General features: G+C 44.7%; 22 protein-coding genes and 1 pseudogene. 6 read left to right on the top strand and 17 right to left on the bottom strand.

Going from position 1 to position 25,673, the window contains the following annotated elements:
* The first annotated feature begins 66 nt into the window (after window positions 1–66).
* Together R7O13_RS02245 and R7O13_RS02240 are read left to right on the top strand one after the other, a co-directional pair.
* Window positions 67–686, top strand: a pseudogene (locus R7O13_RS02245) (c-type cytochrome).
* A 117-nt stretch (window positions 687–803) separates the two neighbouring features.
* Window positions 804–1,280, top strand: a complete 477-nt coding sequence (locus R7O13_RS02240; RefSeq protein ID WP_151515674.1) for a hypothetical protein — start codon at window positions 804–806, stop codon at window positions 1,278–1,280.
* A 3-nt stretch (window positions 1,281–1,283) separates the two neighbouring features.
* On the opposite strand, the gene R7O13_RS02235 is transcribed toward R7O13_RS02240, so the two are convergent.
* The 9 genes from R7O13_RS02235 to R7O13_RS02195 form a co-directional block, all read right to left on the bottom strand.
* On the bottom strand, window positions 1,284–1,880 hold the full coding sequence (locus R7O13_RS02235; protein ID WP_318302866.1) for a methyltransferase domain-containing protein: 597 nt from the start codon (window positions 1,878–1,880) through the stop codon (window positions 1,284–1,286).
* A 136-nt stretch (window positions 1,881–2,016) separates the two neighbouring features.
* The gene (locus R7O13_RS02230; RefSeq protein ID WP_318108128.1) at window positions 2,017–3,219 is read right to left on the bottom strand and encodes a phenylacetate--CoA ligase family protein; all 1,203 of its coding nucleotides are present in this window, start codon (window positions 3,217–3,219) and stop codon (window positions 2,017–2,019) included.
* Window positions 3,220–3,228: 9 nt separating this feature from the next.
* On the bottom strand, window positions 3,229–4,050 hold the full coding sequence (locus R7O13_RS02225; protein WP_017633695.1) for an ABC transporter ATP-binding protein: 822 nt from the start codon (window positions 4,048–4,050) through the stop codon (window positions 3,229–3,231).
* An 80-nt stretch (window positions 4,051–4,130) separates the two neighbouring features.
* Window positions 4,131–5,375: an ABC transporter substrate-binding protein gene (locus R7O13_RS02220; RefSeq protein ID WP_005373285.1), complete on the bottom strand. Its 1,245-nt coding sequence runs from the start codon at window positions 5,373–5,375 to the stop codon at window positions 4,131–4,133.
* Between the two features lie 45 nt (window positions 5,376–5,420).
* Window positions 5,421–6,488, bottom strand: coding sequence for a branched-chain amino acid ABC transporter permease (locus R7O13_RS02215; protein WP_005382737.1), 1,068 nt, complete (start codon window positions 6,486–6,488; stop codon window positions 5,421–5,423).
* Between the two features lie 11 nt (window positions 6,489–6,499).
* Window positions 6,500–7,393, bottom strand: coding sequence for a branched-chain amino acid ABC transporter permease (locus R7O13_RS02210; protein ID WP_005373295.1), 894 nt, complete (start codon window positions 7,391–7,393; stop codon window positions 6,500–6,502).
* Entirely contained in the window at window positions 7,393–9,345 is a 1,953-nt protein-coding gene (locus R7O13_RS02205; protein WP_005382741.1) for a long-chain fatty acid--CoA ligase, read from the bottom strand. Before R7O13_RS02205 ends, R7O13_RS02210 begins: the two co-directional genes overlap by 1 nt.
* Window positions 9,345–10,145 (bottom strand): ABC transporter ATP-binding protein, encoded by an 801-nt coding sequence (locus tag R7O13_RS02200; protein ID WP_005373297.1) that lies wholly within the window; start codon window positions 10,143–10,145, stop codon window positions 9,345–9,347. The genes R7O13_RS02205 and R7O13_RS02200 overlap by 1 nt, the downstream gene beginning before the upstream one ends.
* Before the next feature lie 242 nt (window positions 10,146–10,387).
* A complete protein-coding gene (locus R7O13_RS02195) occupies window positions 10,388–12,025 on the bottom strand; it encodes an electron transfer flavoprotein-ubiquinone oxidoreductase (RefSeq protein ID WP_318302863.1) in 1,638 nt (545 codons plus the stop codon).
* 155 nt (window positions 12,026–12,180) lie between these two features.
* Here R7O13_RS02195 and R7O13_RS02190 point away from each other — a divergent pair, with 155 nt between their 5' ends.
* The 3 genes from R7O13_RS02190 to R7O13_RS02180 all read left to right on the top strand — a co-directional run bounded on the left by R7O13_RS02190 (window position 12,181) and on the right by R7O13_RS02180 (window position 15,974).
* Entirely contained in the window at window positions 12,181–12,933 is a 753-nt protein-coding gene (locus R7O13_RS02190) for an electron transfer flavoprotein subunit beta/FixA family protein (RefSeq protein ID WP_005386149.1), read from the top strand.
* Window positions 12,930–13,856 carry an electron transfer flavoprotein subunit alpha/FixB family protein gene (locus tag R7O13_RS02185; RefSeq protein ID WP_017633699.1) on the top strand — a complete coding sequence of 309 codons (927 nt, stop codon included), beginning with the start codon at window positions 12,930–12,932 and terminating at the stop codon, window positions 13,854–13,856. The genes R7O13_RS02190 and R7O13_RS02185 overlap by 4 nt, the downstream gene beginning before the upstream one ends.
* An 87-nt stretch (window positions 13,857–13,943) precedes the next feature.
* Window positions 13,944–15,974, top strand: coding sequence for an acetoacetate--CoA ligase (locus R7O13_RS02180; protein ID WP_193837952.1), 2,031 nt, complete (start codon window positions 13,944–13,946; stop codon window positions 15,972–15,974).
* Between the two features lie 175 nt (window positions 15,975–16,149).
* Here R7O13_RS02180 and R7O13_RS02175 read toward each other — a convergent pair whose 3' ends face one another.
* Window positions 16,150–17,700 carry an alpha-glucoside-specific PTS transporter subunit IIBC gene (locus R7O13_RS02175; RefSeq protein WP_047101519.1) on the bottom strand — a complete coding sequence of 517 codons (1,551 nt, stop codon included), beginning with the start codon at window positions 17,698–17,700 and terminating at the stop codon, window positions 16,150–16,152.
* A 55-nt stretch (window positions 17,701–17,755) separates the two neighbouring features.
* Entirely contained in the window at window positions 17,756–19,084 is a 1,329-nt protein-coding gene (locus R7O13_RS02170) for a 6-phospho-alpha-glucosidase (RefSeq protein ID WP_005373308.1), read from the bottom strand.
* Between the two features lie 180 nt (window positions 19,085–19,264).
* Here R7O13_RS02170 and R7O13_RS02165 point away from each other — a divergent pair, with 180 nt between their 5' ends.
* Entirely contained in the window at window positions 19,265–19,972 is a 708-nt protein-coding gene (locus R7O13_RS02165) for a GntR family transcriptional regulator (protein ID WP_262657072.1), read from the top strand.
* 19 nt (window positions 19,973–19,991) lie between these two features.
* Here the strand turns inward: R7O13_RS02165 and mnhG are convergent, their stop codons facing one another.
* The 6 genes from mnhG to mbhE are packed head-to-tail and all read right to left on the bottom strand — an operon-like array spanning window position 19,992 to window position 25,544.
* Entirely contained in the window at window positions 19,992–20,285 is a 294-nt protein-coding gene (mnhG, locus tag R7O13_RS02160; RefSeq protein WP_213916874.1) for a monovalent cation/H(+) antiporter subunit G, read from the bottom strand.
* Window positions 20,285–20,563, bottom strand: coding sequence for a cation:proton antiporter (locus R7O13_RS02155; protein ID WP_005373317.1), 279 nt, complete (start codon window positions 20,561–20,563; stop codon window positions 20,285–20,287). The genes mnhG and R7O13_RS02155 overlap by 1 nt, the downstream gene beginning before the upstream one ends.
* On the bottom strand, window positions 20,556–21,032 hold the full coding sequence (locus R7O13_RS02150; RefSeq protein ID WP_005373320.1) for a Na+/H+ antiporter subunit E: 477 nt from the start codon (window positions 21,030–21,032) through the stop codon (window positions 20,556–20,558). Before R7O13_RS02150 ends, R7O13_RS02155 begins: the two co-directional genes overlap by 8 nt.
* The gene (locus R7O13_RS02145) at window positions 21,029–22,525 is read right to left on the bottom strand and encodes a Na+/H+ antiporter subunit D (protein WP_213867639.1); all 1,497 of its coding nucleotides are present in this window, start codon (window positions 22,523–22,525) and stop codon (window positions 21,029–21,031) included. The genes R7O13_RS02150 and R7O13_RS02145 overlap by 4 nt, the downstream gene beginning before the upstream one ends.
* The gene (locus R7O13_RS02140; RefSeq protein WP_017633704.1) at window positions 22,522–22,875 is read right to left on the bottom strand and encodes a Na+/H+ antiporter subunit C; all 354 of its coding nucleotides are present in this window, start codon (window positions 22,873–22,875) and stop codon (window positions 22,522–22,524) included. The genes R7O13_RS02145 and R7O13_RS02140 overlap by 4 nt, the downstream gene beginning before the upstream one ends.
* Entirely contained in the window at window positions 22,875–25,544 is a 2,670-nt protein-coding gene (mbhE, locus tag R7O13_RS02135; protein WP_005386140.1) for a hydrogen gas-evolving membrane-bound hydrogenase subunit E, read from the bottom strand. The genes R7O13_RS02140 and mbhE overlap by 1 nt, the downstream gene beginning before the upstream one ends.
* Between the last annotated feature and the right edge of the window lie 129 nt (window positions 25,545–25,673).

The following is a 25,673-nucleotide window of genomic DNA, read 5'->3' as shown; positions in this document are numbered from 1 at the left end:
GGAATAACAGTGAAAGCAACATCCTTAAATAAGCGGGTTTTCCCGCTCTCGTTTACTTTTCTCGCGCTGTTAAGTTACTCAGCCTTAGCAAACAATGACGAGTTGATAGCCGCAGGCGAACAGCAAGCGATGGTGTGTAAAGCTTGTCACCAGTTTGAAAAATGGAGGAAGTGCTTGTGGGGCTGCCTCTTTGGGGCTTAGCAGAGCGTGATATTGCCGGCTTTACAGGCTTCAATTACAGCGAAGCCATCAAACAGCATCAAGGTCAATGGGACGCAGAAAAACTGGATGCTTTTTTTGGCGTCACCACCGGAGTTTGCTCCGGGCACAAACATGGTCTTTCCCGGCGTAAAAGACCCGGGTGCGCGAGCCGCAATCATTGCATGGCTAGCAACCCAAAACCCTACACGCCACCAGATTGGAATACTGCTTCATCTGAAATGGAGGTCAAATCAGCTGGTGATGGGATATTAGCGCCAGGAGAGAATATGGAACTCGTCGCGGCAGTCTGCTCAGCCTGTCATTCGTTACACATGGTCACACAACAATGACTAAGCCGCCAACGATGAGATGAAACCTTAGACTGGATGATTGAAGAGCAAGGGATGGATGAACTGCCGGGTGATAATCGCGAAGCCATTCTGAAATACCTTTCGACCTATTATGGGGGTAACTCCCGCCTTTAAAACTAACGCTTATTGATATTTTACATACGTATTCTTTCTGTGTGAGTATCCCCTCAACAGGAATAGAGTGAAGTAACCTCTGTTATTTCACAGTATGTATCGATGAGGTTTAAAAGATTGAAGGCAGAAGAGTTTTTTGACAACCATTACCTTTCTATTTGGGTTTTTCTTGTTGGCGTGGCAGTCATTACCTTGATTATGATGGGAGGCGGCATGGCAGTAACGTTGCTGGCAATATTGATTGACCAGTCGTCTGAGCACTTAACTACTGATACTTTCTTGGCTCTAAACTTTTCTTTTGCTGGGGTCATGACTCTACTGCTTGTTATCCCAAACATGATGATTGTTAGAGGCAAACCTAAAGCGGCAGAAATCAACTTAATCAATATTTACTTTCAGTTCCTTGTTTACGCTCTTGGCCTATTCCTTCTTGAAGATGAACATAAACTTTTTTTTGTTAGTTTTGTACTTTTTCCTATTATCGCTCTCTGGCTCATGGCATCGACCAAATATCATACATTTGTGACTTACTTTTCAGCGATTAAAAAAGAACCAGACAGTTTCCGCGAATACTTTCTAAAGAAGTCTCAGTGACGACTAACGTTTCTGCCACACCATCCATTGTTCTCTGCCTTTAAAAACCTCAACACTGTTTGCCACCACTGAGGATTCCACAAGCTTAAACGCCGGTTCTAGATAACCCTCCAACTCCCCACTTCGCAAACAAAATGGAGGAAAGCGTGATAGGTAATTATCATCAATGACGAAAAAACCAATTAGAAAACCTCCGCTTGGCAATAATTTATCCACCATAGAGAAATATTCTGACCACATGTTTCTCGGTAGTGCTGCGAGAAAGGCCCGCTCGTAAATGACATCAAACGATTGAGAAAAATCGGCATTAAATACATCACCCAATACGACTTTATCTTTGTAGTTACCTAACGTTGATTGCGCCATTTTTACCGCTTCTTGGCTGTAATCCATCGCGATCACGTCATGCCCATATTGAATAAAAGTTCTCAGTTCATAAGCGGCACCACACCCAGGAATAAACACTGACTGGCCTACATGAAGTGAATTGTCGAGATAATCCTTGAGTTCTTGAGGTGTCGATTGGGCATCCCAAGGCATAGTGCCTCGGATAAACAAATCATCCCAGAATTGTGTGTTAATCATTGGTGCCTGTTTCATTTACCCGCTCCCTGATTGCGGTAGTAAAAAATCAAGGGATACGCAGCGCAATGTGGTATCCCTTTTCTAGCCTTTTGTCTGACGTTGTTAGTTTTTTATGACAACCACTTTCTACTGCACTTATGCCACCAATGAGTTAACTGCGAAGATCATTGATTAACGGCTGCTCCGCTTGGTTCGGTACAAACTGGACATTGCCTTTCAGTTTAGTGACAGACTGGAGTGTTGCTTGAATGTCCTCTGCTGATACATGCACATCATGACAACAGAAAGTAATGGCATCGTTGAAGCCATCGCGCTCAATTTTCAAGGAGCCTTTAATATCGTGGCGACGACAGACTTCTTGGATTTGATGCGGATAAACAAACAGCCCTTTTACTTTCACCGCGGAGTCTGCTCGTCCCATCCAGCCCTTAATTCGTGCATTCGTGCGTAGCGAATCCGAGCCCGTTTCTAGGTATGCCGATAAATCTCCCGTTGCGTAGCGAATCAGCGGGAACTTCTCATCGAGCGACGTTACAACGACTTCACCGACTTCTCCCGGTTGTACAGGAACACCATCAGGATCAACGATTTCAACAATAATATCTTCGGCAATCACTAATCCTTGTTCACCAGACACTTGATAAGCAATCAAACCAAGTTCTGCGCTTGCGTAGGCTTGAAAGACTGCAATGCCTTTGTCCTCAAACATCTGTTGCATGTCTGCTGTAACCGCTTCACCAGAGACCAGAGCTTTCTCAAAGCTAGGCAGCTCATCGTATTTCTCTTGGTACTTTTGTAGCAACGTCAGCAAATACGAAGGTGTGCCAGTGTAACCATTAGGTTGAAGCTGTTTAATTGCCTCTATTTGCGCTTCGGTATTGCCTACTCCAGCCGGAAATACCGCACAGCCACAAGCCCTTGCGCCACCATCCATAATAAATCCGCCAGGAGAGAAATGGTAAGAGAGCGTGTTATGCACTAAATCACCCGCACAGAACCCTGCTGCGTGAAACGCACGCCCCATACGCCAGAAATCGGCCTCATCCGTTTGAGCCTCATATAAAGGCCCAGGAGACTGAAAAACACGCGCCATTTGACCAATGGCAACGCTATTTAAGCCACCAAACGGCGGTTTAAGTTGCTGCTGATTAGGTACATTGAACTTACGTGTAATCGGGAACTGAGCAAGCCCTTCACGATTGTTTGCCAATGTAGGATCTAACTCAGAAAAATGCGCTGCGTAATGTTCGCTATTGGCTTTCGAATTCTCAATCAGTGCTGGCAAACGTTGAAACAGCGACTCTTCTCGCGCCTGTAGAGACAACGATTCTTTCGCATCAAATAGTTCGTTCATCCTTGCTCCTTACAACCAACGCTTACGACGTTTGTAAGATTTCAGATTCTTAAAGCTCTTGCGATCTTCATCGCCGCCGCCAAGGTAGAATTCTTTTACGTCTTCATTGTTTAGCAATTCGTGCTTGCTGCCATCTAGTACGATTTTGCCTGATTCCATGATGTAACCGTAATCGGCCGCTTGAAGAGCGAAGTTGGCATTCTGTTCAACCAAAAGCATGGTAATACCTTGCTCTTTGTTGATCTTGTTAATAATGCTGAATACTTCTTTAACTAGCAGTGGAGAAAGCCCCATAGACGGTTCGTCCAACAAAATCATCTTCGGTCGAGCCATTAACGCTCGGCCAATCGCTAACATTTGTTGCTCACCGCCAGACAAATAGCCCGCCAGGCCAGTGCGCTCTTTGAGTCGCGGGAAATAGTCAAACACCATTTCGATGTCTTGTTCAACTTCGTTGTCAGAGCGTGTATAAGCGCCTAAGCGAAGATTTTCTATTACCGTCATATCTTCAACAATTCGGCGCCCTTCCATAACTTGGAAGATGCCCGAACGGACGATCTCTTCCGGGCTTTTGTTGTCTATACGCTCGCCCATGAAGTTGATTTCGCCGCGCGTCACTTCACCATCTTCGGTTTTCAATAAACCAGAAATGGCTTTCAACGTTGTGGATTTACCCGCACCGTTGGCGCCCAGTAAGGTCACAATCTGCCCTTTTGGAACTTCTAAACTCACACCGCGAAGTACTAGTATTACTTCGTCGTAGACGACTTCAATGTTGTTCACTGAAAGCAGTATTTCTGCCGGTTCGATATTCGTTGCTAATTCAGCCATCAAGCTACTCCTTGCTAGGGTGAGAGTGTTCTCTCACCCATCCTTATTTTCAGTAAGCTTTGTTATTAATAAGTCGTAGATTAGTAACCTAGCCAATCGTCACGACGTGACAATGTCACCTGAGATACTTTCTTAATATCAACTGCGCCGCCATCGTTGTTGCCCATAAAGACGTTCACGGTTGTTGTGCCTCGGTGATCTTCCGGTTTCCAGTTCGCAGGGACACAAACACCTTCTAAGCCTTGTGGTACCCAGTTGTCATGGACATACATGCCCTTCTTGATGTTTTCACCTGTGATACCACCGTTGTCTTTCGCCCACTCCATTGCTTCTTTCATATAGAACGCAGAACAAATACCGCGAATGTAATGGTGAGTTCTGAATTCGCCCGGCTCTGATTCAGACTGCTTAGAAATCTCACGGACCAGTTTCATGCCTTCATTATCATCTCCCCAAAACGCTGTCATACCTGGGAAAACGTAATCTTTAAGGCCATCGCCTGCTGCTTCAAGCACTGGCTTATCGCCGCCCCAAATGTTTGCCATGTACTGGAACTCTGTCCCAACCGTGTTACAAGACTTCACTAGTGAGATAACCGAGCTACCGATATTAGCAATGTAACCGTAGTTGGTGCCTGACTCTTTCAGCGACAAACATTGCGCTTTGAAGTCCCCTGGTTTTAGTGACACAACGACTGGGTTTTGCACATCAAAACCAAGTTCTTTGGCGTACTCTGCACACGCTTCTTTTGGCGCATTCGGGAATGGATGGTTATCGCCAATGTGCGTAAATTTCGGCGCACCTTGATTGCCCTTAGATTCCCAATCTTCTTTCGCCCACTTAACTAGCGCACGGCACGCATCTGAGTACGACGCACCATAAAAGAAATTATAAGGCGCTGGTTTCGCGGTTTTTGGGTTTTTGCCAGTTGGGTCAGTTAAGTGACCAGAGTAAGAAGCAGAGAACACCGGCACTTTGTCTTTGGTAACAAACGAAATAAGTGCTTCGGTATCTGCCGTGCCCCAACCTTGTAGCGCAACCATGTCTTTACGCGCCACCCAACGTTTGTAGTTGGAAATCGCTACTGGCACTTTATACGCCATGTCTACTGTTTCAAATTCGAGCTCGGTACCGTTAATGCCACCGTTTTGGTTAATCCAACGCAATGCGTCTCGTACGCCAGAACCATAGGGCTTGCTCACATAGGCTGTTGGTCCAGAAAAGTCGACTAATTGCCCGACAAATACAGAGTCTTTTGCCCAAGTGGCGGTAGTAAACAGTGCCGAAGATAGCACCAACGTTGTCGCTAAATGTCCTTTGTTCATAACTCGTTGTCCTTGTTATTGAGGTATATTCCACTTAATTCCACGTTAATATGAGAACGGATAGTGTTTCCAATATGCTCGAATCTGTTGCCAGCGATGCGATAATCCTTGAGGTTCGAAAATGAGGAACAGCATGATGACTAAACCAATCGCCATCTCTTTGAAGTAAGCCAGACCATCAGTGAAAGCGGTGGTATCACCAAACGCTGAAAGCCCCGTTACGCCAAACTCTAAAACTTCAGGCAGCAGTACGATAAATATCGTCCCCATCAGCGTACCTTTGACTGAGCCTAAGCCACCAATGATGATCATGGCCAAAAACTGGATAGACATCATGATGGTGAAGCCTTCTGCTGATACAAACCCTAGATAATGTCCGTAGAGTGCGCCCCCGATGCCTGCATAGAATGCACACACTCCAAATGAGAGCAGACGATACTTGGTTAGGTTGATGCCCATGATCTCTGCTGACAGATAGTGATCTCGTACTGAGACAAACGCGCGACCGTCACGAGAACGGATTAAGTTTGATGCCCACATATACATGAAGATCAGCGCAAACAGAGCGATGTAGAAGAAGCTTTCGTCGGTCGTAAACTCAAAGCCAAACAAATTAATTGGGTTCGCGCTTGCACCGTATGAGCCGCCACTGAACCAATCTGCGCGAGCAAAGAAGTCCTCTAGAATAAACTGCGCCGCCAACGTTGCGATAGCTAGATATAAACCTTTAATTCGAGCCGCTGGCAGACCAAACAGCATCCCCACAATCATGGTTAAGTAACCCGCAAGCGGAATCGCAAACACGACTGGAATGTTAAACTGGTTATTTAGCCAAGCCGATGCAAAGGCGCCAAAGCCAAAGAACGCACCGTGACCTAGCGAGATTTGTCCGGTAAAACCAACCAGAATGTTTAAGCCCAATGCCGCGATACCGAGGTATGCAATCTGAATAAACAGGTTTAGGAAGTAAATATCCAAGACCAGCGGTGCTGCCAGCATGGCGATGACACCTGCAATCGCAAGGCTTCTGATGGTTTTGGTTTCAAAAATTGGCGTATCGCTTTTATATGTGGTTCGAAAATCCCCACATGGGCGCATGCTAAGTTGAGCCATGTTATTTCTCCTTAAATACGCTCAATATCTTTGGTACCAAACAGGCCATATGGCTTGAAGGCAAGAATGATTAACAGCACATAGAATGGTGCGATGTTGTATAAGTTACCCACTTGCAGGTATTGGCTATCAAAAAACTCAGCCAAGTTTTCTAGCACCCCGATGGTAATACCACCGACAATTGCGCCGACTACCGAATCTAAGCCACCTAAAATAACGGCTGGGAAAACTTTGATACCAATAATGGATAGCGCGTCAGATACGCCGTTAACGATACCGATAACAATCCCTGCTGTTGCAGATACCATTGCCGAAATGGCCCAACTGATGGCGAACACTTTCTTGATGGAAATGCCAAGACTCTGGGCTACTTGCTGGTTGAATGCCGTTGCGCGCATTGCCAGACCCATTTTGCTGAATTTGAAGAACCAGTAGAACGCGCCCATGATGAGCATTGAGAAGATCAAGCTCAGAATGTAAGCAAACTCAACATTCAAACCTCCGATATTTACCACGTTGGTTTCGAACACTTGCGGGTACGACACAGCAGAGACACCGAATATCCACTTCATCAGCGCTTGGAAAAACATCGATAGACCGATAGTCACCATGATCACAGAGATAATCGGTTCACCAATCAACGGTCTGAGCACAATGGTTTGCACGGCGATACCAAAAATCATCATGAACGCGAGCGTGAGTAAAAAGCCGATAAAAAACGGTAACTGTAGGTGTACCAATGCCGCCCAACATACCCATGCGCCAATCAACAAGAACTCCCCCTGAGCAAAGTTGACCACCTGGGTCGATTTGTAGATCAATACAAAGCACATGGCGACAACGCCATACAACATGCCAACGATCACGCCATTAATGACGAGTTGCAGTAATAAATCCGTATTCACTATGCGATCCTCCGTTGTTCGCTATCCACTAGTGTTGGCTCATGCTCAATAAGCGTTTCAATAACTAGCGACGTTTGAATGCGTGTTTTGGTGCCATCTTGATAAGTGATCACTGTATCGACATCGACTTTTGGATCGTCGCTGTAGATGGTTTCGATGATGTCTCCGTATTTCTCTGCAACCACACCACGGCGTACTTTACGTGTGCGAGTTAGCTCTCCATCGTCGGCATCCAGCTCTTTGTAAAGTAGAATGAATTTGCTGATCTTCTGTGCATCCGGTAGGGATTCGTTCACTTTTTGAACTTCTTCACGAATCGCTTGGTACACTTCTGGTTGAGCAGATAAGTTGGTGTAGTTGGTAAATGCCAAGCCGCGTTGCTCTGCCCACTTCGCGACGATCGCATAGCGAATACAGATGATGGCAGACAGCCAAGGTCGACCTTTACCTACCACCACGGCTTCTGCAATAAACGGCGAGAACTTGAGTTTGTTTTCAATGAACTGCGGAGAGTAGCGGTCGCCGTGGCTGGTTTCCGACATATCTTTCAGACGATCAATCACCACCAAGTGACCGGAATCTTTAAAATAACCCGCATCGCCTGTGTGCATCCAACCATCTTGAACATCTTCATCATATGCTGCTTGGTTGTTTAAGTAGCCAGTAAACATGCCTGTACTTTTCGCGATGATTTCACCAACGCCATTGCTGTCTGGGTTGATGACTTTCACTTCTGCATTATCAAACGCAACGCCGACCGAATCATAGTCCACGTCATCGGCTTGGTGGACGGTGTACGCACCACACATTTCGGTTTGACCATAAAGCTGCTTAAGTGGCACACCAATAGCTTGTAGGTAACGGAAAGTGTCAGGCCCCATCGCCGCCCCGCCCGTTGCAGCAGATGTTAGGTTCGAAAAGCCTAAACGGTCTCGCAAAGCACGCAAAAGAATCCATTCGGCGAGTTTAGAACGTTTGCCCTGCTCTAACGCTTTGTTGGCTAAGCTCATGCCCAGTTTGTACATCTTTTGCTTAAACGGTGTCGAATCCATCATTCGTGCAGACACGTCTGCCACAATGTTTTCCCACACACGTGGCGCTAACAGCACAAAGTTTGGACCGATTTCACGCAAGTCGGACATCATGGTTTCTTGTTCTTCCACAAAGTTAACGATTTGACGAGAAATCAACGCCTGACCAACCACGTAAACCTGCTCCATAATCCAAGGCAAAGGCAGAACAGAAACGTAGTTGTCGCCTGGGGAACGAGGGTCTGCACGCAAGTAAGCCGCACAGTGATCCAAGAACGTGCCACTGTGTAGCTGAGCCAATTTTGGTTTAGAAGTCGTACCCGACGTTGTACAAAGAATTGAAAGATCGCTGCCTTTGGTTTCAACAACCATATTGAGATATTTGTCTGGGTCCGCTTTATCAATCAGCTGACCTTTTTTGTAGACCTGTTCAACATCAATCAATCTTGGATCATCGTATTTACGCATTCCACGAGGATCGCAGTAAATAATGTATTCAACGCTAGGAATTTCATCACCAAGCTCAAGCAGCTTGTCGCATTGCTCTTCATCTTCGGCAATCACGACTTTTGCTTTGGCATAGTTGATGAGGTACGCCACTTCTTCGTGCATGGAATCTTGATAGATGCCCAGCGAGAAACCTTTGATCGCATGTGCGGCCAACTCGCCCCATACCCATTCCGGGCGGTTATCACCTAGCAAACCAACGACATCTTGTTCGCCAATACCTAAATCTTGTAGTGCCAGTGCCATCCACTTGACGCGGTTTTCATAATCTTTCCAAGTGAACTCTCGCCAAATACCAAACTCCTTTTCACGCATTGCGACTTGTTCAGGCCAGTTCTTGGCATTGTGTTGCAACACTTTTGGAAAGGTATCTAAGCGGGTTATATCTGCCCAATCATTATGTTGCTGTGCCATTATGCACTCTCCTCTAATGTCGGTAGCTCTTCGCCTAAGTACGCTTGTTTCACATGTGGGTTGGCCATCACTTCTTCAGGCTCACCTGTAGCAATGTGTTTCCCGAAGTCCAAAACCAAAACGCGATTAGAGATGTCCATGACCACGCCCATGTCGTGCTCAATCATGATGATCGTGATATCTAATTCTTCATTCAGATCCATGATGTAACGTGCCATGTCTTCCTTTTCTTCCAAGTTCATTCCTGCCATTGGTTCATCAAGCAGCAATAACTTAGGTTTTAAGGCAATGGCACGAGCAAGCTCTACACGCTTACGTAAGCCGTAAGATAGCGTGCCTGCAGTCGCTTTTCGGATGTGCTGGATTTCTAGAAAATCGATCACGTCTTCCACATATTTGCGGTGCGCCATCTCCTCTTTCTGCGCATTGGAGAACCAATAGAGTGGCCCCGTGACGAAGTTATTTTTCAGTAGGTGGTGTCGGCCAACCATGATGTTGTCCAGTACCGACATATGAGAAAAGAGCGCTAAGTTTTGGAAGGTTCTTCCCAACCCTAGCTCAGCTCGTTGACTAGGTGTCCGTTTAGTTACATCATCTCCAGCGAAGATTACAGAGCCTTTGTTTGGTGTGTATCGACCAGAGATGCAATTGAGCATTGAGGTTTTACCTGCACCGTTTGGACCAATGATTGAAAAGATTTCCTTTTCATTCACATGGAAGCTCACGTCAGTCAAAGCTTTCACCCCACCAAAAGCCAATGAAATATCGTTTACCTGCAACAGAGGCGATTCCGATACCATAGTTGATCTCCCTTTCGTTATTTTAAGTGCGTTCCATTGAGCACTATTTGATCAAACCTAACTTTGATACTGGTAACCGCTTTTACACCTATGCATCAACTTTGTATTCAGTTTACGTAAACGTCAATTTAAAATCAGAATAGTGCCTGAAAGATTAAGTTGCAATCGAGTTCATCGAGAAAGATTTGAACTAACGCAAACTTTAAGTAAATAAATTGTTAATAAAAATTATTCTCAAACGCTTACATATTTGGATAGTTCGGACCACCACCACCTTCTGGCGGAGTCCAGGTAATATTTTGACTTGGATCTTTGATGTCGCAGGTCTTACAGTGGATACAGTTGGCCGCATTTATTTGCAGCTCTGGCTGCTGCTCCCCCTGTACAATTTCATACACGCCAGCCGGACAATAGCGCTGTGCTGGCTCTGCATATAATTCAAGGTTCTGCTCAATAGGGATCCGCTGGTTCGCCAAACGTAAGTGGCATGGTTGATCTTCCTCATGGAAGATATTGGATAGATAAACAGAAGAGAGGCGATCGAAACTTAACACGCCATCAGGCTTCGGATAGACAATTTCATTGCTGCTTTCCGCCAATAACAGAGACTGATGATCAGGCTTATCACAGCGGATATGCCACTTAGCTTTGCCTTTTAATACGTTATGTTCCAGCAGCGCTAAACCACCGCCCAGCCACGATCCAAAGCGGTGAATGCCACTTGAGAAGTTACGTGCTTGATAAAGCTCTTCATACAGCCAAGAATGTTTGAAATGCTTTTGATAATCAGCAGTAACTGACTGACTCTCAAGGGCTTCACATACTGCTTCAGCGGCAAGCATGCCAGATTTTATTGCGGTGTGTGTGCCTTTGATTTTAGCGCCGTTAAGTGTTCCTGCATCACAGCCAATTAACAAGCCACCAGCAAACTGCTGCGTGGGAAGCGAATGAAAGCCGCCCTTGGTAATCGCTCTCGCGCCATAGCTAATACGCTTCCCATTTTTGAGGTATTGCTCAATCAACGGGTGGTGTTTAAAACGTTGAAACTCATCAAATGGACTCAAGTGCGGATTCTTATAATTCAAGTCAACAATCAACCCGACGGCAACTTGGTTTCCCTCTAAATGGTAGAGATAACTGCCACCTGTAGCTTCATTTGATAACGGCCAACCTAATCCGTGCACTACTAAACCTTGCTGATGCTGCTCTGATGGGATTTCCCACAGCTCTTTAAAACCGATAGCGTAGTGTTGAGGCGTTTTCTCTTCAGCAAGATTAAATCGGTTAATCAACTGCTTACCAATATGCCCCCGTGCGCCTTCAGCAAATAAAGTAAACTTCGCTCGCAGTTCAATACCAGGTTCGAAATTTCCTTTTTGTTCACCATTTTTATCTAATCCCATATCGCCCGTGATCACGCCACAAACACGACTATCTTCATCGATGATCGCTTGACTGGCGGTAAAACCTGGGTAGACCTCCACCCCCAAGTTCTCAGCCTGCAACGCCATCCATCGGCATAGACTGCCCAAACTTATGATGTAATTACCTTTGTTATGTAACGTATTAGGCACCGCCCAAGAAGGCAGTTCATGACCATTGATTTCATTGCCTAGATAGTAGGTTTTATCTTGGTTTACTTTGGTATTGAGCGGAGCGCCTTTCTCTTGCCAGTCGGGAAAAAGCTCATCCAAACTTCGCGTTTCAAACACCGCGCCCGATAAAATATGCGCTCCAACTTCAGAACCTTTTTCTACCACGCAAACAGAGAGGTCTTGTTCTTTTTCTACTGCTAATTGTTTGATTCGACATGCCGCAGACAAGCCTGCGGGACCTGCGCCTACAATCAGAACATCAAATTCCATGCAGTCTCTTTCCATGATTGCATTCCTTTTTCTTTGCATGTTGCCAACTTGTTAATCAACAATATATTTAAAGTTGACGCAAACGTAAAGGTAAATTAACATCATTTTAAAGACGTCATCACATCGTCTTCACTGTAAACACATAGTCTTCACTGTAAAAGGAATCTAACGTGAAAATACTAGTGCCAATAAAAAGGGTCATTGATCCCTACGTTAAAGTTCGCGTGAAAGCGGACCATAGCGATGTTGAAACCAATAACGTCAAGATGACGATTAATCCATTTTGCGAAATAGCCGTTGAAGAAGCCGTACGACTAAAGGAGCAAGGTATTGCAGATGAAGTCATCGTTGTCAGTGCCGGCGGTAGCCAGTGTCAGGAGCAACTACGTACCGCGCTTGCATTAGGTGCCGATCGTGCTATTCATGTCGATACTGAAGACAAAATAGAGCCATTAGTTGTCGCTAAGCTGCTCAAAGCTCTGGTTGAGCAAGAACAAGCACAGCTTGTGATTACGGGTAAACAATCCATTGATACGGACAACAACCAAGTGGCTCAGATGCTGGCCGCCCTACTTGACTGGCCTCAAGCAACTTTCGCTTCCGACGTGAAGATAGAAGATCAAAAAGTTCAGGTCGTGAGAGAAGTGGACGGCGGCTTGATGACGGTCGCGATGAACTTACCTGCGGTGATCAGTACTGACTTACGCCTGAATGAACCGCGTTTTGCCTCTTTGCCTAATATCATGAAAGCTAAGCGCAAGCCGTTAGATACAATCACACCTGACAGTCTGGGTGTTGAAGTGGTATTTAGCCAAACCATCCAAGAAGTCACACCGCCAGCGCAAAGAAAAGGTGGCATCAAGGTTGAATCTGTCTCAGAGCTTCTCGATAAGCTGCGTAACGAAGCGAAGGTGATTTCATGAAGAACTTAATCATAGCAGAACATGACAATAACCAATTGCATGCGGACACACTCAAAGTGGTTAATGCAGCAAAACAAGTCAGCCAAGACAATGTTTTGATCGTTGTGGGCCACCAGTGTGAAGAAGTCGCTCAACAAGCTTGTCGCGTTGATGGTATATCAAACGTAATTTGTGTCGATGATGAGCAACTTAAGCATCAATTTGCCGAGAGTATCGCACCTATTGTAGTGAGTGTTGCTGAAGGTTTTGACGCAATCTGGGCTAGCTCATCATCAAAAGGGAAAGATCTTGCACCGCGAGTAGCAGCGAAGTTCGGCGTTGGGCAAATTTCCGATATTGTCCAAGTTATCGATGAAAACACTTTTATCCGCCCTATTTACGCAGGAAACGCATTTGCCAAAGTGACCACCAGCGACAAGGTTCGCGTCATCACCGTGCGCGCGTCTGCGTTTGAGCCGGTTACTTGTCACAACCAAGCTGATATTAAGCATCAGCAGGTCACTATCTCAGCTCCAATGGTTGAATTGGTTTCTGCCGATAAAACCGTGTCAGAGCGCCCTGAATTAAGCGCGGCAGAGGTGGTTGTGTCAGGTGGACGCGGAGTCGGTAGCAAAGAGAACTTCGCGTTGATCGAACAAGTTGCCGATAAACTAGGTGCTGCCATTGGCGCTTCTCGTGCGGCAGTTGATGCCGGGTTTGTTGCCAACGACTTACAAGTGGGTCAAACCGGTAAAATCGTTGCACCTAAGCTTTATATAGCGGTTGGGATTTCCGGTGCCATCCAGCATCTTGCAGGAATGAAGGAATCCAAAGTGATTGTCGCGATCAACAAAGATCCAGAATCTCCTATCTTTGAAGTTGCTGACTATGGATTGGTTGGTGATTTATTTGAGGTACTACCTCAGCTTGCCGAACAACTTTAAACGATCAGATAAGGGGCGAACACTGCTATGTTCGCCCCTTTATTTTGTTTTTGGTCATATTCAAAAGAATTGAAATTAGAGGGACCTATGCCAAATTCTGCACCTATTTGGTCACCATCTGCTGAGCGCGTCAGCAATAGCAACTTATTACGGTTCATTGAAAAGGTTAATAAAGACAAAGCCGAAGGTGCCGTAATCAACAATTACACGTCTCTACACCAGTGGTCCATTGAGCACAATGATGAATTTTGGCGACATACTTGGCAGTTTTGCAACGTAATCGGAGATATGGGTTCACAAATCAAGAGCCTTGGCAGTCCCAAATGGACACTAACAGGTTCTAATCATCATCATGTAAATAGAGACACAGTATGGTTTGCTGACGCCACGCTGAACTACGCAGAGAACCTCCTATCTCAGGCTGAACAATCACCAGAGCGTGAGTTTATTGTTTTTAGCAATGAAAGCGGTGAACACCGACAACTCACCGGTAAACAGTTGCTTGAACAAGTTTCTGCCATTCAACAATGGCTACTCAATTGTGGTGTCGGTAAAGGCGATGTCGTTGCGGGTTATTTGCCCTACCTTCCTGAAACCGTTATTGCCATGCTGGCCACCACCAGTCTTGGTGCCATTTGGACTTCAACCTCTCCTGATTTTGGTATCGATAGCGTCGTAGAGCGTTTTGGTCAGGTCAAACCGAAAGTTCTTTTTTGCTGTGATGGCTACCAGTTCGGAGGCAAAGCTTTCGATATGACGGACAAGAACACCACTCTTAGTAGTAAGTTAAGCAGTGCCTCCGAAGAGACTACTATTAGCGTATGCCAAATCGAATATTTACAAAACGCTGAGAGTGCTAGCACTTCTGAGTTTGTTTCTTGGTCCGATATTACTCACCACTTTTCTCCACAATCAATTCAATATCAACCAACGCTGTTTAATGACCCGTTATTCATTTTGTATTCTTCTGGTACAACAGGTCAACCTAAGTGTATTGTCCATTCCGCAGGCGGTACCTTGCTCAATCACCTCAAAGAACATCAACTGCATTGCGACATCAAATCGCAAGACAAGGTTTTCTACTACACAACATGTGGTTGGATGATGTGGAACTGGCATGTTTCCGCTCTTGCGAGTGGAGCAACCTTAGTGATTTACGACGGTAGTCCGGTTTATCCTGATCACTCCATCTTATGGCGATTAGCAGAAGAACATAACGTGTCGCTGTTTGGTACTTCAGCGAAATACTTAGAGGCACTGGAGCATGCGAACTGCTCTCCAAAACTAGAACATAACTTGAAGTCACTCAAAACTCTGTGCTCAACTGGTTCGGTGCTTTACCCAGAACAATTTAATTATGTCTATCAGCACATCAAGCAGGACTTGCATCTCGCTTCTATTGCTGGCGGCACAGATATTTGCGGATGCTTTGTACTTGGAAACCCAATCTCACCAGTTTACAAAGGTGAATGCCAAGGCGCAGGGCTGGGAATCGACGCACGTGTTCTAGAGGATGATGGACATACTATTACGCAAAAACGTGGCGAACTGACTTGTAATAACTCACTACCTAACTTCCCTATTGGCTTCTGGAACGACAACGGCGAACGTTATCACAACGCTTATTGGAGCAAGTTTACCGATATCTGGCACCATGGCGACGATGTGATGCAAACCGAACATGGCGGCTTTATTTTTTATGGCCGTAGTGACGCAACCTTAAATCCAGGCGGCGTACGAATCGGTACCGCTGAAATCTATCAACAAGTGAACGCGTTACCCGAGGTTGAAGACTCCATCGCTGTCGGCAAGTTAAACCAGCAGTCTGAAGAAATCTGGTTACTAGTAAAACTCGCTCACAACGTCGAGTTAACCCAACAACTCACCGATTCAATTCGCCAAACATTGAAAACAAAATGTTCACCGCGCCATGTCCCACGACAAATTTTTGCTATCAGTGATATTCCTAAAACGCGCTCAGGCAAATTGGTTGAGCTAGCAGTGAAACAATTGGTAAACGGACAAGCTGTAAAAAACATTGGTGCTATTGCTAACCCAGAAGTGCTGGAAGAAATTAAAACGCTGTTCAACATAGAAAGTGGTGCCACTGTCACTTAGAGACTCAACAAGTCTTCCAACAATACAGACGGGTATAACCTAACTATATTTTAGCTCGCTCGATAACTCCTCCCCACTTTCGTGGAAACTGAGCGAAATATGCTTCATGTACACAAAAAAGGTGAGATAATTCTATCTCACCTTTGAGCCATATGAGCGGGAGCATTAGTGGGGGTTAAGCTTTTATCAGTTGGCTCATATCTTCGCGAACTTGTGGCACCGTTAAACCAACGATGATTTGAAGGCTCTCTTGATTTCTAACAATATTCACCGCTCCGTGCTGTGTGAAAAATGCGTTCTCCTTTACAAGAGAGACATCTTTAACTTTAACACGCAAACGCGTCGCGCAATTAGTTAACAATTCAATGTTTTCTTTTCCACCCAGACCTTCAATAAAGGCACTAGCTTGTGACGGACTTGCGCTACTGTTATGGACCGCTTTCGCTTCTTTGTAGTCAGCTTTGGAATACAACTTACTATCTGCACCTTCACGTCCCGGAGTAAGTATGTTGTATTTTAAAATAAGCGCGCGAAACGTAACAAAGTAAACACCAGTAAACATGAGACCAATAATAATCTGAATCACGTATGTTCCTGCATGGTTACCAGCCAAAGGCAACCAGTTTTGGAAAATGAAGTCTATCAAGCCAGTCTGAAAGTTACCGGAAACACCAAACATAAAGGCGATCGTTGCCATTGTCGCAGATAACAACGCATGCAAAGCAAACAGCGCAGGTGCGATAAATAAGAATGTAAACTCTATTGGTTCGGTGATCCCTGTAAGAATTGCTGTGATTGCGGCTCCGAGCACTAACCCCATCACCATCTTTTTATTTTCTTTTTTCGCAACTGAATAGAGTGCTAGTGCGATACCCGTACAACCAAACACTTTACCCATTCCCGTCAACATCAAACCACCCTGAGGAAATTGTGTCGTTAAACTTTCCGAGCTCTGGGCGAATGTCTGTATATTTTGAATCCAATAGGAAACCGTTCCGCCATCGACTGCAACAGGCCCATAAAAAACGGGACCATATACGAAATGATGCAACCCCGTTGGTATCATGATTCGCTCTAAAAACGTAAATAGCCATACCCCTAACGATCCAGCAGAAACCAAAAATGATTGCAGATTGTTAATACCATGCTGAATACTTGGCCAAGTCAAACAAGTTAGAATTGCCATCACGACCATAATTGGGAAGCTAATGATCACAACCAATGGCGTTCCGCCAAATACAGCCGCCCAATCCGGTAGCTTTTTATCAAAGAATCGGTTGTGAACCCAAACAGAGAGACTTGCAATTAAAATCGCACCTAGCAAGTTGGTATCAAGCGTTAGAATGCCACCAACTTCAGTCAAACCTCGCTCACCTTCCGTATAGTTAACGCCCAGTTCTGGCCCCCAAAATTGAAGGATTCCACCAATAACGTAGTTATACGTAATGTAGGAAACAAGTGTTGCAAGTACAGCGCGACCAGATGCTTTTTTAGCTAAAGCGATAGGTAACCCAACGGCAAAAATAAGTGCCATATTTTTAAATACAGCGAGAGATGCCTGTAAAATGATCGTCGAGACTTTAACCCAAGCACTCCCCTCTAGTGCCCAAGGAAACACTTCTTGATTTAACAGCACAACAGAGAAACCCAATAACATGCCCGCTGCTGGAAATAATAGAACGGGTACAAACATCGCGGCCCCGAACCTTTGAATAATGTCTTTCATATAAACCTCTTGTTTCATTCACGGAGCCTACAAGTAGGCCCCGAACGTCCAGTTGTTATTGAAAAAATTGAGGAAGGTAGGCTTTATTTTCTTCTAGTAATTGTTTTGTTATTTCTTTAGCTTTTGGCACATTAACCACGGTACGGTTAAGTGTGAGTGCATTAATCAGCTTTTGCTGACTTCCTTCGTACCAAGCATCCACGACTAATTTCTCGTAACCAAGTTGGCTTTCAATCATGGCTTTTTGGAAGGTTGGGATTTTTCCTACAGTAAAAGCTTTCGGTCCATCACTAGTTAGCGCAGCTGGAACTTCTACCATGGCGTCATTTTGTAAATTTGTAATAGCACCATTATTCGGTACGATGACGAGATACACATCGCTCAAGTTGTAGGCTAGCGAAGCCGCGACTCTCACCATGTATCGACCATGGATATCGGCATGCAGTGTTTCGTGCTTCGTGGTGCCCGCTTCAATTATTCTTGCGTTCAATTCGAACACTCGTTTCTCACGGCCGTTAATTACCTGCCTTGCGCGGGTATTGTTGATATCCTCTTTCGCCACCATTTTTTCAGGGTACAAATAGTATTGAAGATACGTATTCGGCAAAAACTCTGGATTATCAGCAAGCATTGTTCTCATGTTTTTGAATGTGGCTTGCCACGATGGGTCATCCGCTATTTCCGCATCAACCGCACTGATCCCTTCTTTTAGGATGATATTTTTAATTTTGTCCGTTAAGTCTTCACCCTGTTTGTTACGAATTTTGGTAAACCAGCCATAGTGATTAAGCCCAAAATATTCAGGAACGAAGTCCCAAATTTCACATCCTAACAATTGCGCATAGCTGACCATAATCGCTGCTGGCATATCACAGATATTTAGAATTCGCTTATCATGCGGAAATTCACGATTTAAAGCTTCAGCGACAATTGCCGCCGGGTTGGTGTAATTAAGAATCCACGCATCTGGACACGTTTGTCGGATCTCGTTCACTAGCTGGATCATGTCGCCGATAGAGCGAAGTCCATATGCCATTCCTCCCGCGCCACATGTCTCTTGCCCAACACAAGAGTTGGATAGCGGGATTTGTTCATCGCGCTCGCGCATGGCCAACCCACCAGTGCGGATCTGGATAAAGAAAAAGTCCGAATCTGCGAATGCGACAGATTTATCCGTTGTATAAACAAACTCTTCAACTTCTGGATAGTGTTCTCGCAATAGAATTTCAGTAGCTAATGCATTCGATTCTTGGCGTTTCTCATCTATGTCGTAAAACACGACTTTTGCGAGTGGAAAGTTATCTTTTTCGGCAATAAGGCTGTTCATCATACCAAGTGTGTATGTACTGCCAGCACCAACAATCGTTAATTTTTGACGTTTCATTTCGCTACCTCAAATGTTTATCCTGAAAATGTATAAAATAAGTATTAATACTTTTATGATACATTTAAAGTATAAGCACAAAGATACGAGATAAAAATCACACAAAGATCCTAAGGAAAAGTATTAACTACATCTCAGATCACATTCTTGCTATCATGATCCAAGACTTAGCGAGGTATTATGAAACCCAAATACATAGACATTGCGGAACGATTAGAAAAAAAGATCAAAGATGGGGAACTACAACCGAAATCGATGCTTCCAAAAGAGAGTGATTTGCAAGAAGAGTTTTCCGTAAGCCGCGTAACCATCAGAAAAAGCTTACAAATTCTGGTCGACAATAATTTAATTAGTCGGACAAGAGGTAGTGGAACTTATGTAAACGATCTAAAAGCCCAACATGATGCCTTACATTTGCTGGGTTTTATCGAGGAAGTCAGTAAACAGGGGAAAACGCCTAGCTCTCAAGTCATAAAGTTCGAACTTAAAAAGCCGAATGAGCAGGTTGCTAAGCAGTTAAATCTCTCGCCCAATGATGATACATATGAAATACATAGACTCAGATGTATTAATGATGAGCCTGAAATTTACGAAGTCACTCATATGCCAGCAATGTTATTTCCAGACTTGAGCATAGCCATAATGAATGGTTCTAAATATGAGTACATTGAAAATAGCAAAGGATTGAAAATTGCGAAAAGCAGTCAGTCTGTCAAACCGTACTTGTTAGATGCAGGGACGGCCTCATACCTGAATGAATCAGAAGCTTCCCCTATTCTAAAAGTTGAGTCCACTGGTTACCTAGAAGATGGTCGTGCATTTGAATATACCGTCAATTACTTCCGACTTCATCAATACAGCTTCGAGTTTATTTCAACTAGGACGTAGTCCTATTCGACGCTAATGGTTAATCATTGCGCCAAATCTTATATCCGACCTCTCGCATTGCTCTGCCGAGCAGGTGGGAGGCGACTGGCGCAGTGAGAACGATAAACAACATCGTACCGATAACCCGAGAGATCACGGTAACTTCAGGGAGTGAGAAAGCGACCGCTAATAACAAGCAGCTCACTCCGACGGTCCCAGCTTTGGTCGCTGCATGCATTCGGGTATACAAATCCGGAAGCCTCAGAACACCTAGACTTGCAATCAAGGTCAACAATGTTCCTAAGCATAAAAATAGTCCAATCAACACGTCCATTATTCTTTCTCCTTTCTTTTAACGATCAAACGTGCAAATGCGATCGTGCCGAGAAATGCAACCAAACCTAATGTAATGGCGATATCTAACAGAGCGTCCTCACCGCTGTCTAAGGTGTAAACCGTAATAAATCCGATAGTGATAAATGAAATCAGATCTAACGCCACAACTCGATCAGCTAGCGTTGGTCCTAGAATTAAACGAGCAAAAGCCATAACAAAGCTGAGTAGTAGCCCAGAATAGGCAAAAGTGACCGTTATTTGCAGCCAACTATCCACGCGTCACCTCCAAAATTCGATGCTCTAACCCATCTTTAATTCCGCGAATAACCTCTTCATGTTCAGGTGCAAACATGGCATGAACGATAAGATACTTTTTATCAGCCGTAACATCCAAACTAAGCGTGCCCGGTGTTAAAGAAACCATGTTCGCCAGTAATGTGATTTCTAGATCAGAATCGACCTCCAGAGGGACATAAACGATATCAGGCTGACTCAAATGAGTAGGTGTCACGACGTCCCACACCACTTTCGCAACCGATATAACCATTTCATAAGCGAAGTACACCAATAACTTCAATGCAGATGCAAAACGTTGAAAATAGCTCGTTTTCAATCCAAATGGTTGACTCAACCTTAAAGCAAAAAAACCGACCGTAAATCCGACAACAAAATTCAGACTCGAATAGCTGCCATTAAGCATCATCCACGCTAATGCTAAGAAAAAATTGAGGAATAGATAGATCATGCATTTCCTCCTAACACCACTCTGATGTATTCAGCCGGATTTAACAGTTGTTCTGCAGCTTGAACGGAAAATTGATAAAAAGGCTCCGCCACTAAGCCAATGATTAGCGTCAACGTCGTCAATACAATAATTGGAACGCAGTACAACCAATGTACTTTGGCCTGCAGAGTCTGTTCTGGCTTCTCTCTAAATGGCTTTTTCCAAAATGCCTCACTCCAAATTTTCGTCATCGAGTAGACAGTAAGCAACCCCACCAATAACGCGGTACCTGCTAACCAGTAATATTCAGCCTGTATGCTCGACTTGATGACCAATAGCTTTCCCCAGAAACCCGATAGCGGTGGGAAACCGGCCAGAGAAAACGCAGGTACAAGAAACAAGAACGCCAACCAAGGCATAGCTTTATATACCCCACCCAAATGTTCAAGTTGACTAGAGCCATATTTGCGCTCGATGAATCCACCTATTAAGAACAAATTCGCTTTTACAATGATGTGATGAACAATGTAGAAAATGGCACCGGCTAAAGCTAAGGGAGTGTAAATAGCCAACCCCATGAGCATATAGCCTATTTGGCTAATAATATGAAAAGAAAGAATTTTCTTAATGTCGAATTGGCTAGCCGCTCCTAAAACGCCCGTTAACATGGTTAGCCCTGCGACCCAAATTAACGTCGGTTGCCAGCCACTCTCGGCGAGCGGAAATACTAAGGTGAAGACTCTTATCAACGCGTATACACCGACTTTAGTAAGCAACGCGGCAAACAGTGCCACCACACCGCTTGGCAACGTGTGATAAGAAGCGGGCAACCAAGCAAATAAAGGAAAGAGTGCCGCTTTAATAGAGAAGGCAAACAAAAACAGCGCGGACAGCATCATGTTGATGCTCAATTCATTTTCCCCTACTTTGGTGTAGAGATCGGCCAGGTTCAAGGTGCCCGTTGCGCCATACAACAAGCCGATAGCAAGCAAAAATACCAGCGTCGAAATCAGGTTCAACATCACGTACTTTACTGCACCATCAACTTGAGTTTTCGTTGCATCTAACACCATTAAACCAAATGATGAAATGAGCATGACCTCAAACCAAACGTACAGATTAAAAATATCTCCAGTCAGGAAAGCGCCATAAACGCCAGCAAGCAACATGTGCATTAACGCATGGTAATTGCTATAGGAGGGCTTTCGGTGAAGGTCCGCCATCGCGTAGAAAACACATATCGCACCAATCACCGCCGTTATCATCACCATAGCAACGCTGAGGTAATCTGCGACAAACACGATACCAAATGGCGCACTCCACTGACCAAAAGCAACGGCTTGAATACCATTACTTATGATGTTTTCTGTGAGAAAGCCCGCAACGAAAAGGTTCGAAATCGCACTTACACCGCTCAACCACTCAACACTTTTTGTTGAGCGACGGACGAAGAAGATAGTCAACGCCGTACTCAGCGAGAGAACAACCGGTAACGTAAGCAAAATCGAACTCATTGACCCTCCTCAGAACGTTGCATTTCATCGACGTTTGCAGTTCCAGTGTCTTTATAAGCTCGATAGAACAGCATTAAAGCAAAAATAAGTAGTCCAAAACCGATGACTATCGCAGTTAAGATAAGCGCTTGAGGTAAAGGATTTGCCGCGCTATCTGGTGGTAAAAGAGCATTATCGCCAATCAATGGCGGCTCTCCGGGCGTCAGCCTTCCAGCGGTAAAAATAGCAAGGTTAACCGCACTACTGAGTAACATGATGCCGAACAAAAGGCGCAAGATATGCTTTTCAAGCATTAAATAAACACCTGCTGCGACAAATACTCCAACGACAACACTCCAGACTATTTCCATCACTCTAGCTCCTCATTAATACGAAGCAGCATACCCATCACGCCACCTATAACGGCAAGGTAAACACCAACATCAAAAACCAATGGCGTCCCTAGTGGTATCACGTCTTTCCACCACAGTCCGGTCAAAAACGGTTTATCAAACGCAAAGCTCAAAGCACCAGAAACTAAGCTCAATGCGATGCCAGATAACGCAATGAGAAACGGTTTGAAATACAACCTAGAACGAACGTATTTCGGTGATTCCGCGAACATGAGAAGTGATAAACCAATAACGGCAATCAACGCACCAATAAAGCCACCACCCGGTTCGTTATGACCACGTAACAACAGATACACTGAAAATACGAGCATGAGTGCCGAAACGATGTGTGCCGTGGTTGCAAAAATTAATGATTGGATACGATTTTGCTTTTTCGCTCTTGTCTTAAGCAAACTCACTGCCGCAATCCCAGCAATAACAACGACGACAACTTCTCCCAATGTATCAAATGCGCGAAAGTCAACCAGAATAACGTTAACAATGTTTCGCCCATGTCCACCCGGGACACTGTTTTCTGCAAAGAAATCTGACACCGAAGAGTCCATCGGCTGAGACGTGATTCCTAACAAAAGTAAAGTAACCGAAACACCTATCACACCTGCTATGCAAATATTCGCTACTTTACGTTTTATTGAATGCTTGGGCACGGTGGTTAGACGCGGCATATGACGCATTAACAATGCAAGAAAGACCACCATTAATGTTTCCACTAACAGTAAAGTCTTCGCAACGTCCGGGGCGCTATAAATCATAAAAACAAGCGTAGTCATGAAGCCAATCATACCAAGCGCAGAAATCGCAAGAAGTCTTGCGTGGGACAACGTACATACGAGCGCAGCACCAATCAACAATAAGGCAATACCAATCTCATAGAAAGTGACACTTGAAAGTTCGCCAACCAAAGGCAGAGGAATAAGCGCTACCTGACTCAGTAACGCAACGGCAAGTACCGTGAAAAATAATAGGACATAGCGACTCAATTTCTTTTGCTGTAACCGCGCCGTTTGCCACTTCGCCACTGTCATCATGCCATCTAATAGTCGTTCAAAAATATTCTCCGCTTTGGGGACGAATAGATGTAACCGCTGAAAAAATGCAGACACAGCTGGATAAACACGGTACACCACATACCCCAACGCTAGCGTAATAACGCTTAACACTAACGGTACATTCACGCCATGCCATAGTGATGTCTCTTTAAGAGCTGCTGTGGGCAGAATGTCAGCAGAGCCCGGAAAAATAATATTGCGATCTAACCAATTTAAACCGAATAACGGGACCAGGAGACTGCCAAGTGCCAAGAGCAAAGGCGAGATCCACATGGCTTTTTTTGTCTCAACTGGCTTAGTTTCAATCGGCACGAGATCACGGCGAGCAAAGAATGGTCTCGCAATAAGCATAATGGTTAGCGCGACCATCAGTATATTCACGATTAAAAGTACAAAGGCGATCCAGTTATTGAGCTCTACTGCGGACTTATACATGTATTCTTTGCTCAAAAAGCCTAACAACGGCGGGAACCCCGCTTTAGACAATGCAGCCAAACTCCCCGCAACCATGCTGATGACGAGAACTGACTTCAGACCGTACAATTGATCAATATCTCGTGTTCCTGTCGCTTTGTCGATATTACCCACCACCATAAACAGCGCAGCTTTATAGAAAGAGTGAGCGAGAATAAACATCAATACCGCACTAACGGCCAAATCTGTGCCCATACCTAGTAATAATGTTAATTTACCCAAAGCAACATTCGTGCTGTAGGCTAGCATCAGCTTCAAGTCAGTTTGTTTTAATGCGACAAATGTGCACCAAATGGCCGTGATACTCCCAGTGATGACTAAAGCATAAAACCAGATCTCGCTGTGGGCATAAACTGGCGATAAACGTGCTAATAGGTAAATGCCTGCCTTTACCATTGTTGCCGAGTGTAAATACGCACTGACCGGAGTGGGAGCTGCCATCGCGTTAGGTAGCCAAAAATGAAACGGGAATTGCGCAGATTTAGTAAATGCACCGAGTAGTATGAGCACTAGAGATGGGATAAACCATTCATGCTGCGCAATAGTGTCTGCCTGCTCGATAATGGTATTTAGCTCATAACTCCCTGCCATTGCTCCCAGCAAGATAAGACCAGCTAGCAACGCTAGTCCACCAGCACCGGTAACAATCAGCGACTGCAAGGCGTTTTTCCGAGACGTTTTATTTTCGTGATTAAACCCGATCAGTAAGTAAGAAGTGATGGTGGTGAGTTCCCAGAAAACAAATAACAACAGAATGTTATCGCTCATCACAATCCCTAGCATGGCAAGCATGAATAGGGTTAGATACAAATGAAAGGAAAACCGGCTATCACTTTCCCGTAAATAAGCCAAAGCGTAGATTTGAATCAGTGCGCCAATCCCACTGATCAGTCCCGCAAAAAGAAATGAAAGGCCATCTAGTCTAAAGCTAAGGTTGATATCGAGGCTTGGTATCCATTCCGCATTCCAGCTCACGCCTGCAGGAGTATAGATGTAGAAGAGAAAAGAGAAGATTAAAACTGGCAGCGCAGGGAAAATCAGTAAGACCAACTGATTATCTAGGTTTTTCGGCAGGTTTTCTTTACCCGTTATGTTATTCAACATCGCAGCCCATTCGTTATTATAAGAAGGTACGCGCTATTCGGCGCAAATGACAAACTCCACTGTATTGTTTTAGCCCAAGCGCTTCAAAAACGATCATGAAACCAAGGGAAAAGTAGCAAACAGTAATCA

It is taken from the genome of Vibrio sp. Y176 (assembly GCF_033438945.1).
This window is presented reverse-complemented; position numbering and strand designations above follow the sequence as displayed.

Bases quoted from the DNA above. Each gene is read 5' to 3' on its own strand.
- R7O13_RS02235 (WP_318302866.1), bottom strand. From the start codon at position 1,880: ATGAAACAGGCACCAATGATTAACACACAATTCTGGGATGATTTGTTT.
- R7O13_RS02230 (WP_318108128.1), bottom strand. From the start codon at position 3,219: ATGAACGAACTATTTGATGCGAAAGAATCGTTGTCTCTACAGGCGCGA.
- R7O13_RS02225 (WP_017633695.1), bottom strand. From the start codon at position 4,050: ATGGCTGAATTAGCAACGAATATCGAACCGGCAGAAATACTGCTTTCA.
- R7O13_RS02220 (WP_005373285.1), bottom strand. From the start codon at position 5,375: ATGAACAAAGGACATTTAGCGACAACGTTGGTGCTATCTTCGGCACTG.
- R7O13_RS02215 (WP_005382737.1), bottom strand. From the start codon at position 6,488: ATGGCTCAACTTAGCATGCGCCCATGTGGGGATTTTCGAACCACATAT.
- R7O13_RS02205 (WP_005382741.1), bottom strand. From the start codon at position 9,345: ATGGCACAGCAACATAATGATTGGGCAGATATAACCCGCTTAGATACC.
- R7O13_RS02200 (WP_005373297.1), bottom strand. From the start codon at position 10,145: ATGGTATCGGAATCGCCTCTGTTGCAGGTAAACGATATTTCATTGGCT.
- R7O13_RS02195 (WP_318302863.1), bottom strand. From the start codon at position 12,025: ATGGAAAGAGACTGCATGGAATTTGATGTTCTGATTGTAGGCGCAGGT.
- R7O13_RS02185 (WP_017633699.1), top strand. From the start codon at position 12,930: ATGAAGAACTTAATCATAGCAGAACATGACAATAACCAATTGCATGCG.
- R7O13_RS02180 (WP_193837952.1), top strand. From the start codon at position 13,944: ATGCCAAATTCTGCACCTATTTGGTCACCATCTGCTGAGCGCGTCAGC.
- R7O13_RS02175 (WP_047101519.1), bottom strand. From the start codon at position 17,700: ATGAAAGACATTATTCAAAGGTTCGGGGCCGCGATGTTTGTACCCGTT.
- R7O13_RS02170 (WP_005373308.1), bottom strand. From the start codon at position 19,084: ATGAAACGTCAAAAATTAACGATTGTTGGTGCTGGCAGTACATACACA.
- R7O13_RS02165 (WP_262657072.1), top strand. From the start codon at position 19,265: ATGAAACCCAAATACATAGACATTGCGGAACGATTAGAAAAAAAGATC.
- mnhG (WP_213916874.1), bottom strand. From the start codon at position 20,285: ATGGACGTGTTGATTGGACTATTTTTATGCTTAGGAACATTGTTGACC.
- R7O13_RS02150 (WP_005373320.1), bottom strand. From the start codon at position 21,032: ATGATCTATCTATTCCTCAATTTTTTCTTAGCATTAGCGTGGATGATG.
- R7O13_RS02145 (WP_213867639.1), bottom strand. From the start codon at position 22,525: ATGAGTTCGATTTTGCTTACGTTACCGGTTGTTCTCTCGCTGAGTACG.
- R7O13_RS02140 (WP_017633704.1), bottom strand. From the start codon at position 22,875: ATGGAAATAGTCTGGAGTGTTGTCGTTGGAGTATTTGTCGCAGCAGGT.
- mbhE (WP_005386140.1), bottom strand. From the start codon at position 25,544: ATGTTGAATAACATAACGGGTAAAGAAAACCTGCCGAAAAACCTAGAT.